The organism is Alsobacter metallidurans (assembly GCF_014636935.1).
In the GTDB taxonomy this organism is placed as follows: domain Bacteria; phylum Pseudomonadota; class Alphaproteobacteria; order Rhizobiales; family Beijerinckiaceae; genus Alsobacter; species Alsobacter metallidurans.
Genome location: NZ_BMES01000001.1, coordinates 568,977 through 589,609, shown reverse-complemented (window position 1 = coordinate 589,609; position 20,633 = coordinate 568,977). Strand labels below are relative to the sequence as shown.

The window sequence follows — 20,633 nt, the reverse complement described above, 5'->3', positions numbered from 1 at the left end:
CGGGGCGGGCGGCCCGGGCGTCAAGCGGCGCCGCGCCCGCCGGCGCGCCCTGCGACGCCAAAGTGCGTCTCCAGCGCGTCACGATCGGCCGCGAGCGCCGCGCTGGGGCCGGCATAGACCACGAGGCCGCGGTCCAGGATCACGGCGTCGTCAGTGACGCTCAGGATCTTTTGGGCGTTCTGCTCGACAATGATGGCGGACACGCCCTCGTCCCAGATGATGCGCTTCAAGGCGCCGAGCAGCTCGTCAACGATGATGGGGGCAAGGCCCTCGGTCGGCTCATCGAGGAGGATCAGTCGCGGGTTGAGCACCAGCGCGCGGCCGACCGCCAGCATCTGCTGCTCGCCGCCGGAGAGCTGGTTGCCCATGTTGCGGCGGCGTTCGCGCAGGCGCGGGAACATGTCGTAGACGCGCGCGACCGTCCACGGCCCGGGGCGGGCCACGGCGGTCATGTTCTCCTCCACGGTGAGCGACTTGAAGATGTTGCGCTCCTGAGGCACCCAGCCAATGCCCGCATGGGCGCGCTGCTCGGGGCGTAGCCGCGTGATGTCACGGCCGCCGAGGCGAATCGCGCCGCCCTTCATTGTTGTGACGCCCACGATGGTGTTCACCAGCGTGGTCTTGCCGGCGCCGTTGCGGCCCAGCAGCGCCAGCGACCGGCCATCCGCGAGCGAGAGGCTGATGTCGTTGAGCACCGTCGCGAGGCCGTAGCCGGCCGCGACATGGTCGAGTCCCAGCAGCTCAGCCATGTCCGCCCTCGCCCAGGTAGACCTCACGGACGCGCGGGTCGGCGGCGATGTCCTTGGCGGCGCCTTCCATGAAGAGGCCGCCGTTCACCAGCACGGCGATACGCTGCGCGAACGAGAACACAAGGTCCATGTCGTGCTCGATCAGCAGGATGGTGACGTCGTCCGGCAGGCCGCCGACGATGTCGAGGATCTCGTGGCGCTCCTCCTCGGGCACGCCGGCGGCGGGCTCGTCCAGCAGTAGCACGCGCGGGCGGCACGCGATCGCGACCGCGATCTCGAGCAGCCGCTGCTTGCCGTAGGGCAGCACCTTGGTTTCGGCTCCCATCACGTCGGTAAGGCCGAAGCGTTCCAGGATGGCGGCGGCCTCGTCGATGACCTCGCGCTTGCCGCCGGCGAGGCGCCACCACTCGCGGCCGTGGCCCTGGCGTTCGGACACCGCGAGCCCGACGGTCTGCAGCGGCGTCATCTCGGGAAAGAGCTGGTTGATCTGGAAGGTGCGGGCGAGGCCGTTCTGCACGCGCCGATGCGGGGCCATGCCGGTGATGTCGGCGCCTTCCAGGATCACCGCGCCGCCCGTAGGCCGCAGCACGCCGGTGAGCAGGTTGATGAGCGTGGTCTTGCCGGCGCCGTTGGGGCCAATCAGCGCGTAGCGGACGCCCTTCTGGAACGCGATGGAGACGTCGTCCGTGGCCACGAGGCCGCCGAAACGCTTCACAAGATTGCGGGTCTCGAGCGCGACCGTCATGCGCGCCTCCAGCGCAGCAGCGGCGCAAAGAGGCGGGTGAGCTGGGCGCCGATGCGCTCGCGCCCGGCCAGCACGAGAATTACGAGTACGAGGCCAATCCAGAACTGCCAGTATTGCGGCGTGATGGCGGACAGGTAGTCCTGCATGAGCTTGAAGATCAGGGCGCCGAAGATCCCGCCATACAGATAGCCGACCCCGCCCAGCACCAGCACGAGCATGACGTCGGCCGAGCGGATGAAGTCGAACACTTCGAGCGAAACATATTGGGTGGTCTGGGCGCTGAGCGCGCCGGCCACGCCCGCGAAGGCGGCCGAGAGCGTGTAGATGGCGACGAGCCGCACCGCGACCGAGATGCCGATGGCCCGGGCGCGCAGCGGGTTCTGCTTTACGGCCCGCAGAGACAGGCCGAACGGCGAGTGAATGATGCGCCGCGCCAGCAGGAACAGCACGAACAGCACGCCGAGGCTGTAGAGATAGGCGGTGCGGCCAGAGAGGTCGAAATCGAACAGGCCGAGCACCGGGCCGATGGTGACGCCCTGCAGGCCGTCCGCGCCGCCCGTGAGCCAGGCTTCACGGTTGGCCAACTCCAGCAGCATCAGCGCGATGCCGAGCGTCACCATGAGGCGCGTGAGATCCGAGCCGCGCAACAGCAGGAACGAGGTGGCGAAGCCGAGCACGGCGGCGACGGCGGCGGCGGCCGCAAGGCCGAGGAACGGGTCGCCATAGCCGAATTTGCCGAGGAGGCCGGCCGCGTAGGCGCCGACGCCGAAAAAGGCGGCATGGCCGAGCGACACGATGCCGGCGAAGCCCAGGATCAGGTCGAGCGACAGCGCGAACAGCGCCAGGATGGCGATCTCGTTCAGCAGCAGCAGGTTGCGGGGGAACACCACGATGGCGGCCAGCGCCGCAATCCAGACCGCGAACTCCCACCAGCGCCAGCGCGCCGCCGCGGCGAGCATCAGGCGCGCGTCCGCGGCGGGAGAAATCTGCGGCACGGCGGCGGCCGCGGCGATGTCCGTCATCGGGTCGCGCCTTTCACGAACAGGCCCTGCGGCCGCCAGATCAGCACCAGCACCATGATGGCGTAGATGATAAACGCCCCGGCCTTGGGCACGTAGTATTTGCCGGCCACGTCCGCGATGCCGAGCAGCAGGGAAGCGAAGAACGCGCCCGTGATGCTGGACGCGCCCCCAACCGTCACGACGATCAGGAAGTAGATCATGAACTTCACCGGGAAGGTGGGGTCCATGCCGAGCACCTCGGCGCCCAGCGCGCCGCCGAGGCCGGCGAGGCCCGAACCGATCGCGAAGGTGACGGCGAACACGAGGTTGACGTTGACGCCGAGGCCGCGGGCCACCCGCGGATCGTCCACGGCGGCGCGCAGGCGGCTGCCGAAGCGGGTGCGGACCAGCGCGAGTTGCAACAGCAGCGTAAGGAGGCCGCAGATCACGATGATGAAGAGCCGGTAGACGCCGATGCTGCCGCCGAGCAGGTCGATGCGGCCGCGCAGGACGGTCGGAATGTTGATCATCTGCTGCCCGGAGCCCATCGTGTAGTCCACGGCCGAGACGGTCATGAACACGATTCCGATGGTGAACAGCACCTGGTCGAGATGGCTGCGGTCATAGAGATGACGGTAGAGCGTGCGCTCCAGCGCCACGCCGATCAGGGCGGAAAACAGGAACGCGATCGGCAGGCACAGGAAGAAGCTGAATCCCGCCCGGTTCATCAGCGTCGCCGTGATGTAGCCGCCCGCCAGCGCGAAGGCGCCGTGCGCGAGGTTGACGAAGTTCATCAGCCCGAGCGTCACCGACAGGCCGCACGCCAGGATAAACAGGAGCATACCGTATGCGATGCCGTCAAAGAGGATGGTGACCATGCGGGATGCGGGCTCTTTAGGGATCTTCGAAGTCGAGACTTCGTTCAGCCGCTGCAAGCCCCTCATCCTGAGGAGCAGGGCGGAGCCCTGCATCTCGAAGGACGAGGGACTCCAGGTTGCACGACGGCCGAGCGCTCTGGAACCCTCGTCCTTCGAGACGCCCTGCTACGCAGGGCTCCTCAGGATGAGGGCCTCGGAGGCTGATCTGTCCGCCTTTACTGCTTCTTGGCGGCCTTCACCGGGTCCTTGACCTTCTCGATGGTGGCGAATTCCTGGTTGAAGAGCTCGCCGCCGACCTTCTCGACCTTGCGGACATAGATGTTCTGGATGATGTCGCGGGTCTCGGGATCGATCTGCACGGGGCCGCGGACGCTGGTCCAGCTCATGCCCTTCATGGCGTCCAGCAGGGCCTGGCCGTCGGCGTTGCCCTTGGTCTTCTCCAGCGCCTTGTAGACGAGCTGCATGCCGTCATAAGCGCCGACCGCCATGAAGTTCGGGCGGAAGTTGTTGGCCTTCTTGAAGGCTTCCACGAAGGCCTTGTTTTCGGGCGAGTCGTGCGAGGCGGAGTAGTGGTGCGTGTTGACGACGCCCAGCGCCGAATCGCCGAGCTCGTTCAGCACGTCGTCGTCCGTGACGTCGCCGGTGGCGATCAGCTTGATGCCCGCCTGGGTGAGGCCGCGCTCGGCGAACTGCTTCATGAAGGCCGAGCCGAAGCCCGACGGCACGAACACGAACACGGCGTCCGGCGAGGCGTCCTTCACGCGCTGAAGAAAGGGCGCGAAATCCGGGTTGCGGAGCGGCACGCGCAACTCGGCCACGACCTCGCCGCCGCCTTTGGTGAACTCGTCCTTGAAAGCCTTCTCGGCGTCGATGCCCGGGCCGTAGTCGGACACCAAGGTGACGACCTTTTTGATGCCGTTCTTGGCCGACCACTGCGCCATCGGCACCGTCGCCTGCGGCAGCGTGAAGCTGGTGCGCACGATAAAGGGCGACTGCTCGGTGATGATCGCGGTGGCGGCGGCCGTGACGATCTGCGGGATCTTGGCCTGCGTGGCGATGGGGGCGACCGCGAGGGCGAGCGGCGTCAGGCCGAAGCCGAGCAGCACGTTGACCTTGTCGTTGACCACGAGCTCCTGCGCGAGGCGCTTGGTGACGTCGGGCGCGCCGGTGTCGTCCTTGATGATCAGCTCGACCTTCTTGCCCGCCACGGTTGCGCCGTTCTGCTGGATCCAGAGCTTGGCGGCGGCCTCGGCCTGCTTGCCCGTGGAGGCGCTCGGCCCCGTCATGGGCAGGATCACGCCGATCTTTACGGTTTCCTGCGCCAGGGCCGGAAAAGCGGTCGCGGCGAGCGCGGCTGCGGCGGCCAGCACCGTCCGTCGGGCGAACACGGGCTTCATGGACATGCGTTACTCCTCCCCGGCTGAGAATTGTTCGTTATGCGAACAACTATTCGTATTGCGAACATAGTAGAGGTGTGAACGGAAACCCGTCAAGATTGGCGCAAAGCGGACGTGGTCGATCCAACGCGAACCGACCCAGGCGCCGCAGAACCGTATGAGCGGTCACGGCGGCCCGGAACGCAAATGGGAATTTCCAACGCTTTGTTGAATGAAGCTCAGCAATGAGCCTTTTTCAGCGCTCTCTTGGTTCACCAAGCCACTGGCGGCGAGGCGCGGCCGACCGTATTGTGCGTAGACCACTTTAGAACCAGTTCGGCGCGCCCTGAGCCGCCGCATCGCACGGGCGCAGCCGCCCGGGAGGCCGAGATGGAAAGGCTGCTGATCGAGGGCGGGCGCCGGCTCGAGGGAACGGTCCAGATCTGCGGGGCCAAGAACGCCGCCTTGCCGCAGCTCGCCGCTGCGCTGTTGAGCCCCGAGCCGCTCACCCTTCTGAACCTGCCCGACGTGGGCGACATCCGGTCCATGCTGCAGCTGCTGGAGCACTACGGCGCCGTGATTCCGCAGCGCTCGGGCGCCAGCGTGACGGTGGATCCCGCCGGCGTGGTTAATCGTGAGGCCCCGTACGACACAGTGCGACGCATGCGGGCCACCATCCTGGTGCTCGGGCCGCTGCTGGCGCGCTTTGGCCACGCGCGGGTTTCACAGCCCGGCGGCTGCGCCATCGGGGCGCGGCCGGTGGACCTCCACATCAAGGCGCTCACCGCGATGGGGGCGGAGATATCGCTGGATCGGGGCGCCATCGACGCCCGCGCGCCGGCTGGGCTGAAGGGCGCGCGCATCGTGTTCGGCTCGCCCTCGGTGGGCGCCACCGAGACCGCCATGATGGCGGCCGTGCTGGCGCGCGGCGAAACCGAGATCATGAACGCCGCGCGTGAGCCGGAGGTGGCCGATCTCGCGGCCTGCCTGGTCGCCATGGGGGCGCGCATCGAGGGCGCGGGGACGCATCGGATCCTGATCCAGGGCGACACGGCATTCCGCAAGGCGCGGCACGAGATCATCCCGGACCGCGTGGAGGCCGGAACCTACGCGATCGCGGCCGCGATCACGGGCGGGCATCTCGAACTCACGGGAGCGCGACTGGAGCACCTGTCGGCGGTGGCCGAGGCGCTGGAGGCGGCGGGCGTGCAGATCTGGCCCACCGACCGTGGCCTCATGGTGTCGCGCACCGGGCGGCTGCGCGGCATCGACATCGCGTCCGAGCCCTATCCGGGCTTCCCGACGGACCTCCAGGCGCAGTTCATGGCGCTGATGAGCATCGCCGAAGGGGCGTCGGTGATCCGCGAGACCGTGTTCGAGAACCGCTTCATGCACGTGCCGGAGCTGTCGCGGCTCGGCGCCAACATCACCCTGCAGGGCGCCACCGCGCTGGTGCGCGGCGTGCCGGGCCTGAAGGGCGCGCCCGTGATGGCGACGGACCTGCGCGCCTCCGTGTGCCTGGTGCTGGCGGCGCTCGCGGCCGAAGGCGAGACGGTGGTGAACCGCATCTACCATCTCGACCGCGGCTACGAGACGCTGGACAAGAAGCTCGTGCGCTGCGGCGCACACATCCGCCGGCTGCAGGACTAGGGCCATGGCGCACGACATCCTTTACCTGGGCGTCGACGGCGGCGGCACCGGTTGCCGCGCCCGCATCGAGACGCCGGACGGCGCCATCCTGGGCGCCGGCCTCGCCGGGCCGGCGACGACGCGCCTCGGGATCGAGGCCTCGGTGACGGCCATCATGACGGCCGCCACGGCGGCGCTCGACGAGGCCGGCCTCACGGCGTCGGATTGGCCGCGCGTGCGGGCCGGGATCGGGCTGGCGGGCATCGGCCGCAAAGGGGCGCGCGAGGCGCTGGAGGCGACTCCCCTGCCCTTCGCATCGGTCGCCTTCGCGAGCGACGGCCTGATCGCGTGCATCGGCGCTCATGGCGGCCAGGATGGCGGCATCGTGATCGTCGGCACCGGCAGCTTCGGGCTGGCGCGCGTGACGGGCCGCGAAGAACGCGTCGGCGGCTATGGGTTCCCGATCTCGGACGAGGGCAGCGGCGCCGATCTCGGGCTGCAGGCCATCCGGCTGGCGCTGCGCGCCTTTGACGGCCGTGTGGACCGCACTGCGCTGCTGGGCGACGTGCTGGCGCGCTTCGAGAACGACCCCGCCGCCGCGGTGGCGTGGATGGACAGGGCCACGGCCACAGACTACGCGACCTTTGCGCCGCTCGTGATGCGTCACGCCGACAACGGCGACCCGGCCGGCCGGCGCATCGTGCAGGGCGCGGCCGAGCAGGTCGACGGGCTCTGCCGCGCGCTGTTCGACCGCGGCGCCCCCCGCATCGCGCTGATCGGCGGCCTGTCCAGCGCGATCGAGCCCTGGCTGGCGCCAGACGTGCGCCGGAAGCTCAAGCCCGTGGACGCCGACGCGGTGGCGGGCGCGATCTGGATGGCCAAGCAGGGGTGAGGCGCGCGGCGCGCCACCCTCCCCCTCAAGGGAGGGTGGGCATCGTGGCGCCACGCGAACCTCTTGCCCCCGGCCGGCATCGGCCTAAACTGGTCTTTCATTGGTATTAGGCAGGACCATCGCCCCATGGCCACCGAGGACGTCAGCGCACGCTATGTGGACCTGGACGACTGGCCGACGCGCGACGCCGTGGAGGCCATGTTCGAGGGGCAGCTCTCGGCGGTCGCGGCCGTGCGGCCGGCGCTGGGCGCCATCTCGGCGGCGGTTGACGACGCGGCCGAGGCGCTTCGGCGCGGCGGACGCCTTGTTTATGCGGGCGCGGGCACGTCCGGCCGCGTCGCCGTGCAGGACGGCGCGGAGTTGCCGCCCACCTTCGACTGGCCGCTCGACCAGCTCGTGTTTGCGATGGCGGGCGGGCCGGGCGCGCTCGTGAAAAGCGCCGAGGGCGCGGAGGACGACGCCGCCGACGCGATCGCGAAGGTGGACGCGGCCGCAATCGGCCCGGATGACGTGGTGATCGGCCTCGCGGCCAGCGGCACGACGCCCTACACGGTGGCGTTCGTGCGCCGGGCGACTGAACGGGGCGCTGTGACGCTCGGCATGGCCAACAACGCCGACGCGCCGCTTTTGGCCGTCGCGCGGCATCCGATCCTGATCGAGACCGGGGCCGAGGTGGTGGCGGGCTCCACCCGCATGAAGGCCGGCACGGCCCAGAAGGCGGCGCTGAACCTGTTCTCCACCGCGGTGATGATCCGGCTCGGGCGCGTGTATCGTGGCCTGATGGTGCACATGCGGGCCAGCAACACCAAGCTGCACCGGCGGGCCGAGGCCATGGTGGCGGCGCTGGCGGGCTGCGACGAGGCCGTGGCGGGCGATGCGCTCCGGCAAGTGGACTGGGACGTGAAGCGGGCCACGCTGGTGGCGCAGGGCCTCGATCCCGATCTCGCGGGCGCGCTGATCGACCGTTCGGGCGGCAGCCTGCGGCGGGCGCTCGCGACCCTGGACGCGGCCGGCGGCGCGTCGGCGGGCGACGCTGTGGCGCCATGACGCTGGAGCAGGGTCGCATCGCGCTCGACGGGGCGAGCCCGACGCCGCTCTACCTGCAGCTCGCCGAGAGCCTGCGCGGCATGATCCGCGGCGGCGCGGTGCGCGTCGGCGAGGCGCTGCCTTCCGAGCGCGAGCTCAGCGCCATGACGTCGATCTCGCGCGTCACGGTGCGCAAGGCGATCGACGCGCTGTTGCGCGAGGGGCTGCTGTCGCGCCGGCCGGGCTCCGGCACCTATGTGGCGATCCGCATCGAGCAGCCGGCTTCCGTGCTGGCCGGCTTCTCGGCCGACATGCAGAGCCGCGGCGCGCGGCCGGGCAGCGTCTGGCTGGAACAGCGCGTGGACGCGCCGAACGCCGAGGAAGCCGCCGCGCTGAACTGTGCGCCGGGCGCGGCCGTGGTGCGGATGTCGCGCGTGCGCACCGCCGATGGCGAACCGCTCGCGATCGAACGCGCGGTTGTGCCAGCCACGCTGCTGCCGCCCGTGGGCGACATCGGCGATAGCCTGTACGAAGCGCTGAACCGTCGGGGTAACCGGCCGGTGCGAGGCGTCCAGCGCCTGCAATCCTCGCTGGCGACCCCGCAGGAGGCGCAGCTCCTCGACATTCCGGTTGGCGCCGCCATCCTGCGCATCGAGCGCCGCAGCTTTCTTGCGAACGGCGCGCCCGTGGAGCTCACGCGCTCGGCCTACCGGGGCGATCGGTATGACTTCGTCACCGAAGTGCGCGAGGCGGCATACGGAGGTTAGCCGCCGGCCCGGGAACCGCTCTCGTCATTGCGAGCGACAGCGGAGCAATCCAGTCCAACGCCCGGCCATTAGGCTGGACTGCTTCGCCTCTGGCTCGCAATGACGGCAGGGAGCTCAATCCTGGCGGCCGTCGCCCGCAGTTGGCGGCGCCTTCTCGTAGAACACGCAGGCGTGGACGCCGCCGCCGACGTCACGGTCGTAGGCCCGGGTGAGGCGCCAGCCGTGGCGTTCGTAGAAGGCGCGGGCTGGGTGGTTGTCGCGGAAGCTTTCCAGCGTGCAGGCGCCGCGGGCCTCGGCGTCGGCCAACAGGGCGGAGCCGGCGCCCGAGCCCTGCGCGGCGGGGTCGACGAAGAGCATGTCGAGGTGGCCGGCCGTCACCATCGTGAAGCCGATCACGGCGCCGTCGCGCTCGGCCAGCCGCACGCGGTCCAGCGACGTGGTGAAGCGCTCCGCGAAGGTCGCGTCCGTGCGGGACGCGAGGTATTCGGGGCTGGCGATCGCCGCGAAGGCGGATCGGTAGGAGGCCAGCGCCACGCGGGCGAGGGCCGGGATGTCGGCCGGGGCGGCGTCGCGGATGGCGAGGGCGCTCATTCCTGCCCCCGCAGGCGCGGGTCGAGCGTGTCGCGCAGGGCGTCGCCGAGCAGGTTGAGGCCGAAGGCTAGCACCAGGATGGCCGCGCCCGAGAACACGGCGCTCCACGGCGAGAGCATCAGGAAGTTGCGGCCTTCCGACAGCATCAGCCCGAGCGATGGCGTCGGCGGCTGCACGCCGAGGCCGAGGAAGCTCAGGGAGGCTTCCACCAGGATGGCTGACGACAGCAGCAGGCTCGTCTGCACCAGCACCACGCTGGCGAGGTTGGGGAGCACATGCATCAGCATGATGCGGCCGTCCGAGGCGCCCACCGCCCGGGCCCCCATTACGTAGTCGCTCTCGCACACCACCAGCGCCGGGCCGCGCAGCAGGCGGGCGAAGATGGGCGTGTACACCACCGCGATCGCGATGGCGGCCGTGGAGGATTGCGGGCCGAGCACCGCCACGATGCCGATGGCGAGCAGCAGCACCGGAAAGGCGAAAAGCACGTCCATGGCGCGCATCAGAATTCGGTCGATCCAGCCGCGGTAGAAGGCGGCCACGATCCCGAGCGTCCCGCCCACCAGCAGCGCCGCCCCGACGGCCGCCACCGAGACGGCCAGCGAGGCGCGCCAGCCATGGATGATGCGCGACAGCACGTCCCGGCCGAACTGGTCCGCCCCCAGCCAGTGCGCGGCGCTGGGGCCCTTGAGGCGGGCGAGGATGTCCTGCTTCAGCGGATCATAGGGCGCGACCTGCCCGGCGAAGACCGCCATCAGGGCCTGCACGGCCACGAAGGCGAGCGCGAAAGCGAGCAAAGGGCGTCGGCGCAGCGTGTCCACGGGCTCAGTTCCGCACGCGCGGATCGATCACCGCGTAGAGCAAGTCGACGATGAAGTTCATCACCACGAAGCCGCAGGTCACCACCAGGATGGCGGCCTGCAGCAGCGGATAGTTGCGGTCTGCGATGGCGCCCAGGATCAGCCGGCCGAGGCCCGGGATGGCGAAGACCTGCTCCACCACGATGGCGCCGCCCAGGAGGTAGCCGGCGTTGACGCCGACGCTGGTGACAAAGGGAATCTGGGCGTTTCGCAGCGCGTGCTTGTAGAGCACGGAGCGCTCGCTTGCGCCCTTGGCGCGGGCGGTGCGGACATAGTCCTGCACGAGCGCGTCCAGCATGGCGGAGCGCACGAGGCGCGACAGGTTGGCGAGGATCGGCAGGCCGAGCGCGATCGCGGGCAGCAGCAGGCGGCCGATGTTGCCGAGCGGGTCCTCGGAAAAGGGTACGTAGCCGAGCGCCTGGAGGTTGGGGGCCAGCGTCGCCAGCGCGAGGATCATCACGATGCCGAGCCAGAAGGACGGGATCGTAAGGCCCGCCACTGTGATCACCCGCATGGCGCCGTCCGCGAAGCGGCCGCGCAGCCGCGCCATCAGGACGCCGGTGGGGATCGCGAGCCCGGCGCCCAGCGCGAGCGCCAGAACGGTGAGCTGCACGGTGGGCCAGACCTGCGCGCCGATTTCGGCGATCACGGGCCGGCCGGTCCACAGCGATGTCCCGAAATCGCCGCGCAGCGCGGCGCCGATCCAGGCGAGGTATTGGGTGACAAGCGGCTGGTCGAGGCCGATGCGGGCGCGCAGCGCCGCGACGCGCTCGGGCGTCACCTCCGTGTTGGCGCCCAGCATGATCGCCACCGCGTCGCCCGGGATCAGCCGGATCATCGCGAAAACGATGGCGGACACGCAGAACAGCACCAGCGCGAGGTCGAGCAGCCGGTTGGCGAGGAGGCGCAGCGGCATGTCAGGCGGCCGTACTCGCGTCTGCAACACCATTCTGCGACCGGCATTCCCTCTCCGTCATTGCGAGGAGCGAAGCGCCGCGGCAATCCAGGCGCCGGGCGGGAGGCGCGGAGCCCACCGGCCCGGCATTAGCTGGATTGCTTCGCTGGCGCTCGCAATGACGGAGCGGTTTCATTTCCCGACCGCGGTCTCGGCGAGGGAGCTGAGCGAGCGGTTGGCCATGATCTCGTAGCCCGAGACGTTGGCGCGGGACGCGGTGAAGAGCTGGCCATAGGCCAGATGCGCGATCGGGCCGTCGCAGGCCAGGATGGACTGGACCTTGGCGTAGTCGGCCTTGCGGCTTGCCGGGTCCGTGTTGGCGCGGGCCTTGTCGAGCAGGGCGTCGAGCTCCGGGTTCGTGTACTTGAACACGTTGGTGGAGCCGCCGGTGCGGAAGGTGCGGAAGAAGTAGTCGTCCGGGTCCGGGCTGCCGGCGTTGGTGGAAGCGAAGAGGTCGAACGCGCCGTTGCGCCAGTCCTGGATGAACTGGCCGAGCTCGGGCGTCTTCAGCTCCACCTTGATCCCGACATTGCCGAGCTGCTGCTGCACGACCTGGGCGATGTCCTTGATGTCCTGCCGGGGCAGCACCGTCATGGTGACGCTGATCGGCTGGGCGACGCCGCTCTCCTTCAGGAGCTGCTTGGCCTTGGCGGGGTCGTGCTTGTAGCAGCTGAACTGCTTCACGTCGGTGGCCCAGTCCTTGAGGGCGGGCGAGAGCGGGCCGCCGGGCACGCCGGCGCCGAACAGGGCGGCCTGGATGATCTCGTCGCGGTTGAGCGCCGTGTTGACGGCCTCGCGGACCTTGGCGTTGTCGAAGGGCGGCTTGGCGACGTTGAAGCCGATCAGCGTGTAGGCGAGCTCCAGCGTCTCCGAAAGCTTCACGCCGGGCTTGCCCTTGAGCTGCAGCGCCGTGGCGGCGTCGATGTTGGGCAGCATGGCGTATTGGCCGCTGCTGACGCCGACCTGCCGGGTGGCGGACTCGGGGACGATGTTGAACTTCACGCCGTCGAGCTTGGGCAGGTCCTTGCGCCAGTAGGCGTCGTTCTTGCTGAGCGCGATGAAGCCGTTGGGCTGCCACTCCCGGAACTTGAACGGGCCGGTGCCGACCGGCTGCTTCTGCAGGCCGTCCTTGTCGGCCTCGAAGGAGCGCGGCACGATCGCGAGCGTGGCCAGCGAGGTGAGCAGCGGCGCGGCCGGCTCCTTGAGCTTCAGCTCCACGGTCGTGGCGTCTGGCGCGGTCACGCTGTCCACGGCGGCGAGGCGGCTCGCCAGCGGCGAGGCGATCTCCTTGGCCATGACGCGCTTCAGCGACGCTGCCACGTCGGCGGCCTCCATGGGGGCGCCGTTGTGGAAGGTGACGCCGGAGCGCAGCTTGAAATTGTAGGTCTTGCCGTCGGGCGCGACCGTCCAGGACTCGGCGAGGCCGGGCCCGACTCGCAGGTCCTTGTCGATGGCGGTGAGGCCTTCATAGATGGTGCCGTTCACCACCATGAAGGACGCGAATGCGGTGATGATATGAGGATCGAGCCCGGCCGGGGACGCGTCGATCGCGGCCTCCAGCGTCTGGGCCCGCACGGGCGTGAGGCCGGCCGCGCACAAGCTTGCCGCAGCGGTCAGAAGCGCCGCTTTCAAGGCGTTGCGCAGCATCGTTTCCTCCATCGTTTGACGTGCCCGGAGGGTAGGCCGCTATAATACCAATTGCAAGCCGCCGCCCCTCCGGCAGGAGCGGCCCGGACGCCGCGCGCAGCCAAGGAAAGCACCATGTCCGACCCCGCTCTGCTCACCGCCATAGGGGCGATCAGCGGCACTTCCATGGACGGCATCGACGTCTCGCTCGTGCGGACTGACGGCGACGCGCGGGTCGAGACCGGGCCGGGCCAGTGCTACCCCTACGCGCCCGCGCTGCGGGACCAACTGCTGGCCCTGATCGCGGACGCGCCGCGGGCCGAGCATGGGGCGCTGGACGATCTCGAGGCCGCCGTGAGCGACGCCCATGCGGACGCGATCGCGCAGTTCATGACCGAGTTTTCGGTCGACAGGGCGAGCGTGCGCGTCATCGGCCTCCATGGCCAGACGGTGTATCACCGGCCCGAGAAGCGCTTCACGCGGCAGCTCGGCGTGGGCGCACGGGTCGCGCGGGCGCTGGGCGTCGACGTCGTGAACCGCTTCCGGCACGCCGACGTGGCGGCCGGCGGCGAAGGCGCGCCGTTTGCGCCGCTATACCATCGGGCGCTGGCCTCGCGGCTCGAGCAGCCCGTGATGGTGCTGAACCTCGGCGGCGTCGGCAACGTCACGTTCATCGACGGCGAAACCGTGATCGCGTTCGACACCGGGCCGGCCTCGGCGCTGCTGGACGACTTCGTGCTGAAGCGGCTCGGCAAGCCGTATGACGAGGGCGGGCGGCTCGCGGGCTCCGGGCAGGCCGACGCCGCCATGGTGGCGTCCTTGATGAAGCACCCCTATTTCGACCGCCCTGCCCCCAAGTCGTTGGATCGCAACGATTTCCACGCCTGGGCCAAGGCCGTGGAGAGCCTCGGCGACTCGGAAGGCGCGGCCACGCTGGCGGCCTTTACGGTCGCGTCCGCGGCGGACGCCGTGCGACACGTGCCGCGCCCGCCGGTGCGGTGGCTGGTGACGGGCGGAGGACGGCTCAACGCCACTTTTATGCGGTTGCTGCACGATGCGCTCGGCGTGCCGGTGGAGCCTGTCGAGGCGGTGGGCTGGAACGGCGATTTCATCGAGGCGCAATGCTTCGGCTACCTCGCCGTGCGCTCGCTCCGAGGGCTGCCGCTCAGCCTGCCGACCACCACGGGCGTTCCGGCCCCGATGACCGGAGGCGAGCTCTGGCGCGCCGCATGACGCCGGCTCTGGAGATCGAGGGCCTGACGCTCGCGGTGGGCGGGCGCAAGCTGGTGGAAGACGTGTCGATCACGGTCGCGCCCGGCGAGATGGTGGGCCTCGTCGGCGAGTCCGGCTGCGGCAAGAGCATTACGGCCTTGTCGGTGATGCGATTGCTGCCGAGCCCGCCCGTTCGGGTGCTGTCGGGCGCAGTGCGGGTGGGCGGCGCAGACGTGCTCGCAATGGCCCCGGAGGCGCTGCGGGCGATGCGGGGCGACCGGGTCGGGATGATTTTCCAGGAGCCGATGACGTCGCTGAACCCGGTGTTCACGGTGGGCGACCAGATCGCCGAAGCGCTGGAGATCCACCGCGGGCTGTCGCGGCGGCAGGCTCTGGCGCGGGCGGCGGAGTTGCTGGCGCTGGTTGGCCTGCCGGCGCCGATCGAGCAGCTCGGGCGCTATCCGCATCAGATGTCGGGAGGCCAGCGCCAGCGCGTGATGATCGCGATGGCGCTCGCCTGCGAGCCGAAGCTCCTGATCGCCGACGAGCCCACCACGGCGCTCGACGTGACCGTGCAGGCGCAGATCCTGGCGCTGATCGACCGGCTGCGGCGCGAGATGGACATGGGCTGCCTCCTGATCACGCATGATCTCGGCGTGGTCGCGGAGGTCTGCGACCGGGCCGCCGTGATGTATGCGGGCCGGATCGTGGAGGAAGCCGCCGTCGGCGATCTCTTCGCCCATCCCCGGCATCGCTACACGCGGGCGCTGATCGACACGGCGCCGGCCTCCAACCCGCCCGGAACGCGGCTGCCCTCCATCGCCGGCATGGTGCCGCCTCCGGGGGCGCGCGAGCATGGCTGCGCGTTCGCGCCGCGCTGCCCGGCCGCGCTGCCGGTGTGCCGCACGACCACGCCTGCGCTGCTGGGCGACGCCGGCCACCGCGCCGCGTGCTGGAACCCCGCCCCCGCGGAGGCCGCCGCATGACGCCGCTTCTTGACGTGCGCGGCCTCACCAAGCACTACGCCGGCCCGCACGGGCGGGTGCTGCATGCGCTGGAGGATGTGAGCTTCACGGTGGCGGCCGGCGAGGCGCTGGGCGTGGTGGGCGAGAGCGGCTGCGGGAAGTCGACGCTGGGCAAGAGCCTGCTGCGGCTGGTGGAGCCCACCGCCGGGGAAGTGCTGTTCGAGGGCGAGGACGTGCTGCCCCTGTCGCGGCGCGCCATGGCGGCAAAGCGGCGCGATATGCAGATGGTGTTCCAGGACCCGTTCGGGTCGCTGAACCCGCGACATTCCGTCGGGACCATCGTGGGCGAGCCGCTCGCCATCCACGGCATGCCGGGCGGCAAGGCGCGCGTGGCCGAGCTCCTGGACCAGGTGGGGCTGCCGGCCGATGCGGCCGGGCGCTACCCACACGAATTCTCCGGCGGGCAGCGCCAGCGCGTCGCGATCGCGCGGGCGCTGGCGCTGGGGCCGAAGCTGCTGGTGGCGGACGAGCCCGTGTCGGCGCTGGACGTCTCCATCCAGTCGCAGATCATCAACCTGATCGGCGACCTGCGGCGCGCCTATGGGCTGGCGATGATCTTCATCAGCCACGACCTTTCGGTGATCCGGCACGTCAGCGACCGGATCGCGGTGATGTATCTCGGGCGGATCGTCGAGATCGGGCCCGCCGCGCAGGTGTTCGAGGCGCCGGCTCATCCCTATACGCGCGCGTTGTTGTCCGCCGTGCCCCGACGGCCCGGGGCCGCGCAACCGCGCGAGCGCATCATCCTCCACGGCGACCTGCCGGATCCGTCGAGCCCGCCGCCGGGTTGCGCCTTCCATGGCCGCTGCCCGGCCGCGATGCCGCGATGTTCCGTGGAACCGCCGGAGCTGGTGAGCCGGCATGTCGCCGAGACGGGCGGGACGGCGATTGCGGCCTGCCACCTTCACGAGCATGCGGACGCGCCCGCGCTGGAGCCGGCATGACGCTCGAAATCCTCGTCGAGACGGCCTTTGCGCCCGTGGCAGAAGCTCTGGCCGCCGGGCGCATTCCCGGGGCCGTTCTGGCCGTGGCGGATGCGGCGGGCGGGAGGGCGATCCGGTTTGGCGGCTTCGCGCAGGTCGAACCAAATGCGGCAGCCATGCGGGCCGATACAGTGTTCGATCTCGCGTCGCTCACCAAGGTCGTGTTCACCACCACGCGGGTCCTCGACCTCGTGGCGGCGGGGCGGATCGGCCTCGACGATCCGCTGGCGGCCGCGATCCCGGATCTGCGCCAGTATGATGTCGCGAGCGCCCCAGAGCGGCGCCTCACCGTGCGGCAATGCCTGACGCACCAGACGCACCTGCCGGCCGTGGAGCCCTTGTATACATATGGTCGGGATCCGCATACATTGCGGGCCTTCGTGCTCCAGCGCGCCTGGAAGGCGGGTCCGCCGGTTTACTCGGACATCAATTTCATCCTGCTCGGCATCCTAATCGAGCGGCTCACGGGCGTGCCGATGGCCGACCAACCGCTGCCGCCTGGGTTTACGTTTCGACCGGAGGCTGCGTCATGCGCCGCCACTGAGCGGTGCACATGGCGAGATCGGGTCATGCGGGGCGAAGTGCATGACGAGAACGCCTTCGCGCTGGGCGGCGCGTCCGGCCATGCGGGGCTGTTTGGAGCGGCGGCGGCCTTGCTCCATTTCGCCGCGGGACTGCTGGCTGCGCCGCAATCGCCGGTGTGGACGCGCCAGACGCCGACCCGCAGCCTCGGCTGGGAGATGGCCCATCAGGGCTGGTCCGGCGGCGACGCATGCTCGCCGACGACCATCGGGCATACCGGCTTCACCGGCACGGGCCTCTGGCTGGACGCAGACGCGGGCCTCGCCTGGACGCTGCTGACCAACCGCGTCCATCCCACCCGCCATCACGACAGCGGCATCGTAACGTTGCGGAGAGCTGTCGGCGACGCGATTCAGACAACGATCAAGGGCTTGCGAATCGACTGATGTGCAACCAACAGATGTAAATCTTGGCGACCGTCACAGAAGTACAATCCTGCAGCAACGATTCTATATCCGCGATGAAAAACGCGTACGCCCCGGCGCAATTGAACCGTTTGTAAGTAAATCAGAGTGAATCTGCCTGTCGCGAGACATCGGACAGGCTGTTTTGACTCACCGCGCTTGGCGGGATGATTCAGGCCGACTTCGGAAAGACTCTCGCACCCGTGTCGATCGCCTCCTGGCGGCGACGTCAGCCAGGTGGTGCCCGAATGGCCAATAGATTGCGCGTGTTCTCGAAATTGTCGTTCAAGGTCCCCGCCATCGTGCTCACGGGCGCGGTGGTGAGCGCCGTCGCGGTTGGCGGCATGGCCTACGAGATTGCGCGGCGGTCGGCCGTTCAGCAGCTGGAGGTGAGCCTTCAGGCCACCGTGCAGAACCGGGCCGGCACGCTGGAGCGCTACATGCGCCAGGCGCAGACGAACCTCCGGCTCGTGTCAGAGACGCCGACCATGTTCGAGGCGCTCAGCAACCTGGGCAACGACTACAAGTCCAAGGGCGCCGAGGCCGAGGCGCTGCTGCAGAAACTCTATATCGACGAGAATCCGTTCAAGGACGGCGAGCGCGCCAAGTACAAGGGCGAGAAGGACGAAACCAGCTACGGTTTCTACCACGAGAAGGTCCACACCATCATCGACCAGTACCGGCGGCAGTTTGAATTCGCCGACGTGCTGATCCTCGATCCGGCTGGGTCGGTCGTGTATTCGACGGTCAAGAACCGTGACTTCGGCACAAACGTGTCGAACGGAAGCATGAAGGACGGCCCGCTGGGCCGGGCGTTCAAGGACGCCATGGGGAAAGCCGGCGCCGGCGAGGTCGTGTTCATCGACAACGAGAACTACGCCCCGGCGGGCGGCGCCCCCACGTCCATTCTCGCCAAGGCCCTCGTCACGGACGCTGGCGTGGCGATGGGCGTCGTGGCCGCGACGCTGTCGCCTGCGTCGATCTCGCCGATCATCAACAGCAAGATGGGCGAAACCGGCCAGGTCTTCGCCGTCGGTCCGGACGGACTGGCGCGCACGCAGCTGGCGCTGAGCGCCCAGCCGACCGCCGGCAGGCTTCGCTTCGACCCGCAAGTCGTGAAATCCGCCCTTTCGGGCGCGCCGGCCTCCAGCCACGAGCTGGGCTCCTCGGGCGAGGACTCGGCCGTGATCGCGGTTCCGGCCAAGATCCTGGGTCGCACCTGGGCGGTGGTGGCCGAGCAGACCATGCGCGAGGTCGAGGCTCCGCTCGTCGCCATGGGCAAGCTGATCGCAACGGTAGGCGCGGGCATCCTGCTCGCTGTCGGCCTCATCGGCTGGCTGGCCTCACGCACCATCTACAAGCCGATCGGCGCCCTGAAGGACGCGGTCGGCCGGCTGGTGAACGGCGAAACCGTCGAACTCGGCGCGACCTCGCGGGCCGACGAGATCGGCGACCTCGCGCGTTCGCTGAAGCAGATTCACGAGACCGGGCTGGCGGCCGCCCGCATCCGCTCGGCGCTCGACAGCTCGCCCGCCATGATGATGATCACGGACGAGCAGGAGCGCATCGTCTATGTCAGCCAGGCGCTGGATCGGTTCCTTCGCACCATCGAGCCGAGCTTCAAGACGGGCCGCGCGGACTGGTCGGTGGACAGCCTCGTCGGCTCGCCGCTCTCGGAAGTGCGGGACAACCCCGCGATCGAGCGCAGCGTGCTGGGCGAGGAGAACGGCGCGCAACTGGTGCGCTATCGCATCGGCGGCCACACGCTCAACATTGCGCTGACGTCCATCCAGGGCGCGGATGGCGCCGTGATCGGCCAAACCATCGAGTGGCGCGACGTCACGGCCGAGCTCGCCGTACAGTCCGAGGTCGCCGCGCTGGCGGCGGCGGCGGCTGCCGGCGACTTCACCCAGCGCGTTCCGCTGGACGGCAAGGTCGGCTTCATGCGCGACCTCTCGGCCGCCATGAACCAGATCAACGCCGGCGTAGACGGCGCCACCAACGACCTGTCGCAGGCCCTGCAGGCGCTTGCGCAGGGAGACCTGACGCACACCATCGGGACCGACTACGAGGGCCGCTTCGGCGAGCTTAAGGACGCCCTCAACGACACGATGGCCCGCTTGGCCGACACCGTGGTGACCATCCAGACCACCGCGATCGACGTCGGCAGCGCGGCGCGCGAGATCAACTCGGGTGCGGACGACCTGTCGCGGCGCACCGAGGAGCAGGCCTCCTCGCTGGAAGAGACTGCCGCCACCACGGAGGAGCTCGCGGCCTCCGTGAAGGCTTCGGCGCAGTCCTCGCGCCATGCCCTCTCGATGGCAGAGGAGGCCATGTCGGTGGCCATCACGGGTGGCAAGATCGTCACCGAGGCGGTGGACGCCATGGCGCGCATCGAGAGCGCCTCGCAGAAGATCTCCGACATCACGTCGGTGATCGACGACATCGCGTTCCAGACCAACCTCCTGGCCCTCAATGCCGCGGTAGAGGCAGCCCGGGCCGGAGAGGCCGGCAAGGGCTTCGCCGTGGTGGCGTCGGAAGTGCGGACGCTGGCGCAGCGCTCCAGCGAGGCCGCCAAGGACATCACCGGACTGATCAGCTCCTCGGGACAGGAAGTGTCGCAAGGCGTGAAGCTGGTGCGCTCGGCCGGCGAGGCGCTCGGCAAAATCGTAACCGCGTCGCAGAAGGTGGCCACCACGGTGGGCGACATCTCGAGCGCCGCCAACGAGCAGGCCAACGGCATCGACGAGATGAGCCAGGCCGTCGCCCACATGGACGAGATGACGCAGCAGAATGCCGCGCTCGCGGAGGAGAGCGCCGCCTCGGCTTCGTCGCTGGCGTCCCAGATCGAGCGGCTCAACGAGATCGTGGCGACCTTCAACACCGGCCGGCAAGCCGCCAGCCGCGCCCCCGCCCCGGCTGAATTGGCGCCTGCCGCCCGCACGCCGGCCGCTCGCGCGCCTGCGACACGCACGCCGTCGCGCACGCCGGCTCCGGCCGCCGCGAGCGAGCCCGAGCGGTTGCGCCGCCTCGCCCAGGAGGCTTTCGCGGGCACAAGCGGCGAAGCCTCGCGGCCTGTCGCGGGCGGCAAGGCGGCGCCCGCCAAGCCGGCGCCGGCCAAGCGCCCCAGCGCAACGGCCGAACAGCCGACCCCGCGTCGTCGCGCGGCGGCGGCGGGCGGATCGGCCGCCCAGGGCGGCGGCTGGGAAGAGTTCTGACGGGCGCAAGTCAAGCCTCAGCTTGATACAAAGGGTTCGCGCTCCCGTGATCGGCAAGCGCGAACCGATGCGGTTTTCGCACGTTGGGATGCCGAACCCGGGCCATCTTCCCGG

18 protein-coding genes are annotated in these 20,633 nt (G+C 69.7%); 9 read left to right on the top strand and 9 right to left on the bottom strand.

What is annotated here, in order from left to right; all coding sequences use genetic code 11:
• Window positions 1–20: 20 nt before the first annotated feature.
• From IEV99_RS02605 to IEV99_RS02585, 5 genes are all read right to left on the bottom strand, one after another.
• Complete coding sequence (locus IEV99_RS02605) at window positions 21–749, bottom strand: ABC transporter ATP-binding protein (RefSeq protein ID WP_188516162.1); 729 nt, start codon at window positions 747–749, stop codon at window positions 21–23.
• The gene (locus IEV99_RS02600) at window positions 742–1,494 is read right to left on the bottom strand and encodes an ABC transporter ATP-binding protein (protein ID WP_188516161.1); all 753 of its coding nucleotides are present in this window, start codon (window positions 1,492–1,494) and stop codon (window positions 742–744) included. Before IEV99_RS02600 ends, IEV99_RS02605 begins: the two co-directional genes overlap by 8 nt.
• The gene (locus IEV99_RS02595) at window positions 1,491–2,516 is read right to left on the bottom strand and encodes a branched-chain amino acid ABC transporter permease (RefSeq protein ID WP_371875759.1); all 1,026 of its coding nucleotides are present in this window, start codon (window positions 2,514–2,516) and stop codon (window positions 1,491–1,493) included. The genes IEV99_RS02600 and IEV99_RS02595 overlap by 4 nt, the downstream gene beginning before the upstream one ends.
• Window positions 2,513–3,373: a branched-chain amino acid ABC transporter permease gene (locus tag IEV99_RS02590; RefSeq protein WP_188516160.1), complete on the bottom strand. Its 861-nt coding sequence runs from the start codon at window positions 3,371–3,373 to the stop codon at window positions 2,513–2,515. Before IEV99_RS02590 ends, IEV99_RS02595 begins: the two co-directional genes overlap by 4 nt.
• Before the next feature lie 215 nt (window positions 3,374–3,588).
• On the bottom strand, window positions 3,589–4,761 hold the full coding sequence (locus tag IEV99_RS02585; RefSeq protein ID WP_210318642.1) for an ABC transporter substrate-binding protein: 1,173 nt from the start codon (window positions 4,759–4,761) through the stop codon (window positions 3,589–3,591).
• Between the two features lie 378 nt (window positions 4,762–5,139).
• Between IEV99_RS02585 and murA the strand changes: the two genes are divergently transcribed.
• From murA to IEV99_RS02565, 4 genes are all read left to right on the top strand, one after another.
• Window positions 5,140–6,399 (top strand): UDP-N-acetylglucosamine 1-carboxyvinyltransferase, encoded by a 1,260-nt coding sequence (gene murA, locus IEV99_RS02580; protein ID WP_188516159.1) that lies wholly within the window; start codon window positions 5,140–5,142, stop codon window positions 6,397–6,399.
• Window positions 6,400–6,403: 4 nt separating this feature from the next.
• Window positions 6,404–7,270, top strand: coding sequence for a glucosamine kinase nucleotide-binding domain-containing protein (locus tag IEV99_RS02575; RefSeq protein WP_188516158.1), 867 nt, complete (start codon window positions 6,404–6,406; stop codon window positions 7,268–7,270).
• 126 nt (window positions 7,271–7,396) lie between these two features.
• Window positions 7,397–8,317 (top strand): N-acetylmuramic acid 6-phosphate etherase, encoded by a 921-nt coding sequence (locus tag IEV99_RS02570; protein WP_188516157.1) that lies wholly within the window; start codon window positions 7,397–7,399, stop codon window positions 8,315–8,317.
• Window positions 8,314–9,063, top strand: coding sequence for a GntR family transcriptional regulator (locus IEV99_RS02565; RefSeq protein WP_188516156.1), 750 nt, complete (start codon window positions 8,314–8,316; stop codon window positions 9,061–9,063). The genes IEV99_RS02570 and IEV99_RS02565 overlap by 4 nt, the downstream gene beginning before the upstream one ends.
• A gap of 114 nt (window positions 9,064–9,177) precedes the next feature.
• Here the strand turns inward: IEV99_RS02565 and IEV99_RS02560 are convergent, their stop codons facing one another.
• The 4 genes from IEV99_RS02560 to IEV99_RS02545 all read right to left on the bottom strand — a co-directional run bounded on the left by IEV99_RS02560 (window position 9,178) and on the right by IEV99_RS02545 (window position 13,116).
• The gene (locus IEV99_RS02560) at window positions 9,178–9,654 is read right to left on the bottom strand and encodes a GNAT family N-acetyltransferase (protein WP_188516155.1); all 477 of its coding nucleotides are present in this window, start codon (window positions 9,652–9,654) and stop codon (window positions 9,178–9,180) included.
• Window positions 9,651–10,475 (bottom strand): ABC transporter permease, encoded by an 825-nt coding sequence (locus IEV99_RS02555; protein ID WP_244643484.1) that lies wholly within the window; start codon window positions 10,473–10,475, stop codon window positions 9,651–9,653. Before IEV99_RS02555 ends, IEV99_RS02560 begins: the two co-directional genes overlap by 4 nt.
• Window positions 10,476–10,479: 4 nt before the next feature.
• A complete protein-coding gene (locus IEV99_RS02550; protein ID WP_188516154.1) occupies window positions 10,480–11,430 on the bottom strand; it encodes an ABC transporter permease in 951 nt (316 codons plus the stop codon).
• 171 nt (window positions 11,431–11,601) lie between these two features.
• Window positions 11,602–13,116, bottom strand: coding sequence for an ABC transporter substrate-binding protein (locus IEV99_RS02545; RefSeq protein ID WP_188516153.1), 1,515 nt, complete (start codon window positions 13,114–13,116; stop codon window positions 11,602–11,604).
• Between the two features lie 114 nt (window positions 13,117–13,230).
• Here IEV99_RS02545 and IEV99_RS02540 point away from each other — a divergent pair, with 114 nt between their 5' ends.
• The 5 genes from IEV99_RS02540 to IEV99_RS02520 all read left to right on the top strand — a co-directional run bounded on the left by IEV99_RS02540 (window position 13,231) and on the right by IEV99_RS02520 (window position 20,519).
• The gene (locus tag IEV99_RS02540) at window positions 13,231–14,328 is read left to right on the top strand and encodes an anhydro-N-acetylmuramic acid kinase (protein ID WP_188516152.1); all 1,098 of its coding nucleotides are present in this window, start codon (window positions 13,231–13,233) and stop codon (window positions 14,326–14,328) included.
• Complete coding sequence (locus tag IEV99_RS02535; RefSeq protein ID WP_188516151.1) at window positions 14,325–15,293, top strand: ABC transporter ATP-binding protein; 969 nt, start codon at window positions 14,325–14,327, stop codon at window positions 15,291–15,293. Before IEV99_RS02540 ends, IEV99_RS02535 begins: the two co-directional genes overlap by 4 nt.
• On the top strand, window positions 15,290–16,276 hold the full coding sequence (locus IEV99_RS02530) for an ABC transporter ATP-binding protein (protein WP_188516150.1): 987 nt from the start codon (window positions 15,290–15,292) through the stop codon (window positions 16,274–16,276). Before IEV99_RS02535 ends, IEV99_RS02530 begins: the two co-directional genes overlap by 4 nt.
• The gene (locus tag IEV99_RS02525) at window positions 16,273–17,283 is read left to right on the top strand and encodes a serine hydrolase domain-containing protein (protein WP_188516149.1); all 1,011 of its coding nucleotides are present in this window, start codon (window positions 16,273–16,275) and stop codon (window positions 17,281–17,283) included. Before IEV99_RS02530 ends, IEV99_RS02525 begins: the two co-directional genes overlap by 4 nt.
• Before the next feature lie 266 nt (window positions 17,284–17,549).
• Window positions 17,550–20,519, top strand: a complete 2,970-nt coding sequence (locus IEV99_RS02520; protein WP_188516148.1) for a methyl-accepting chemotaxis protein — start codon at window positions 17,550–17,552, stop codon at window positions 20,517–20,519.
• Window positions 20,520–20,633 lie beyond the last annotated feature (114 nt).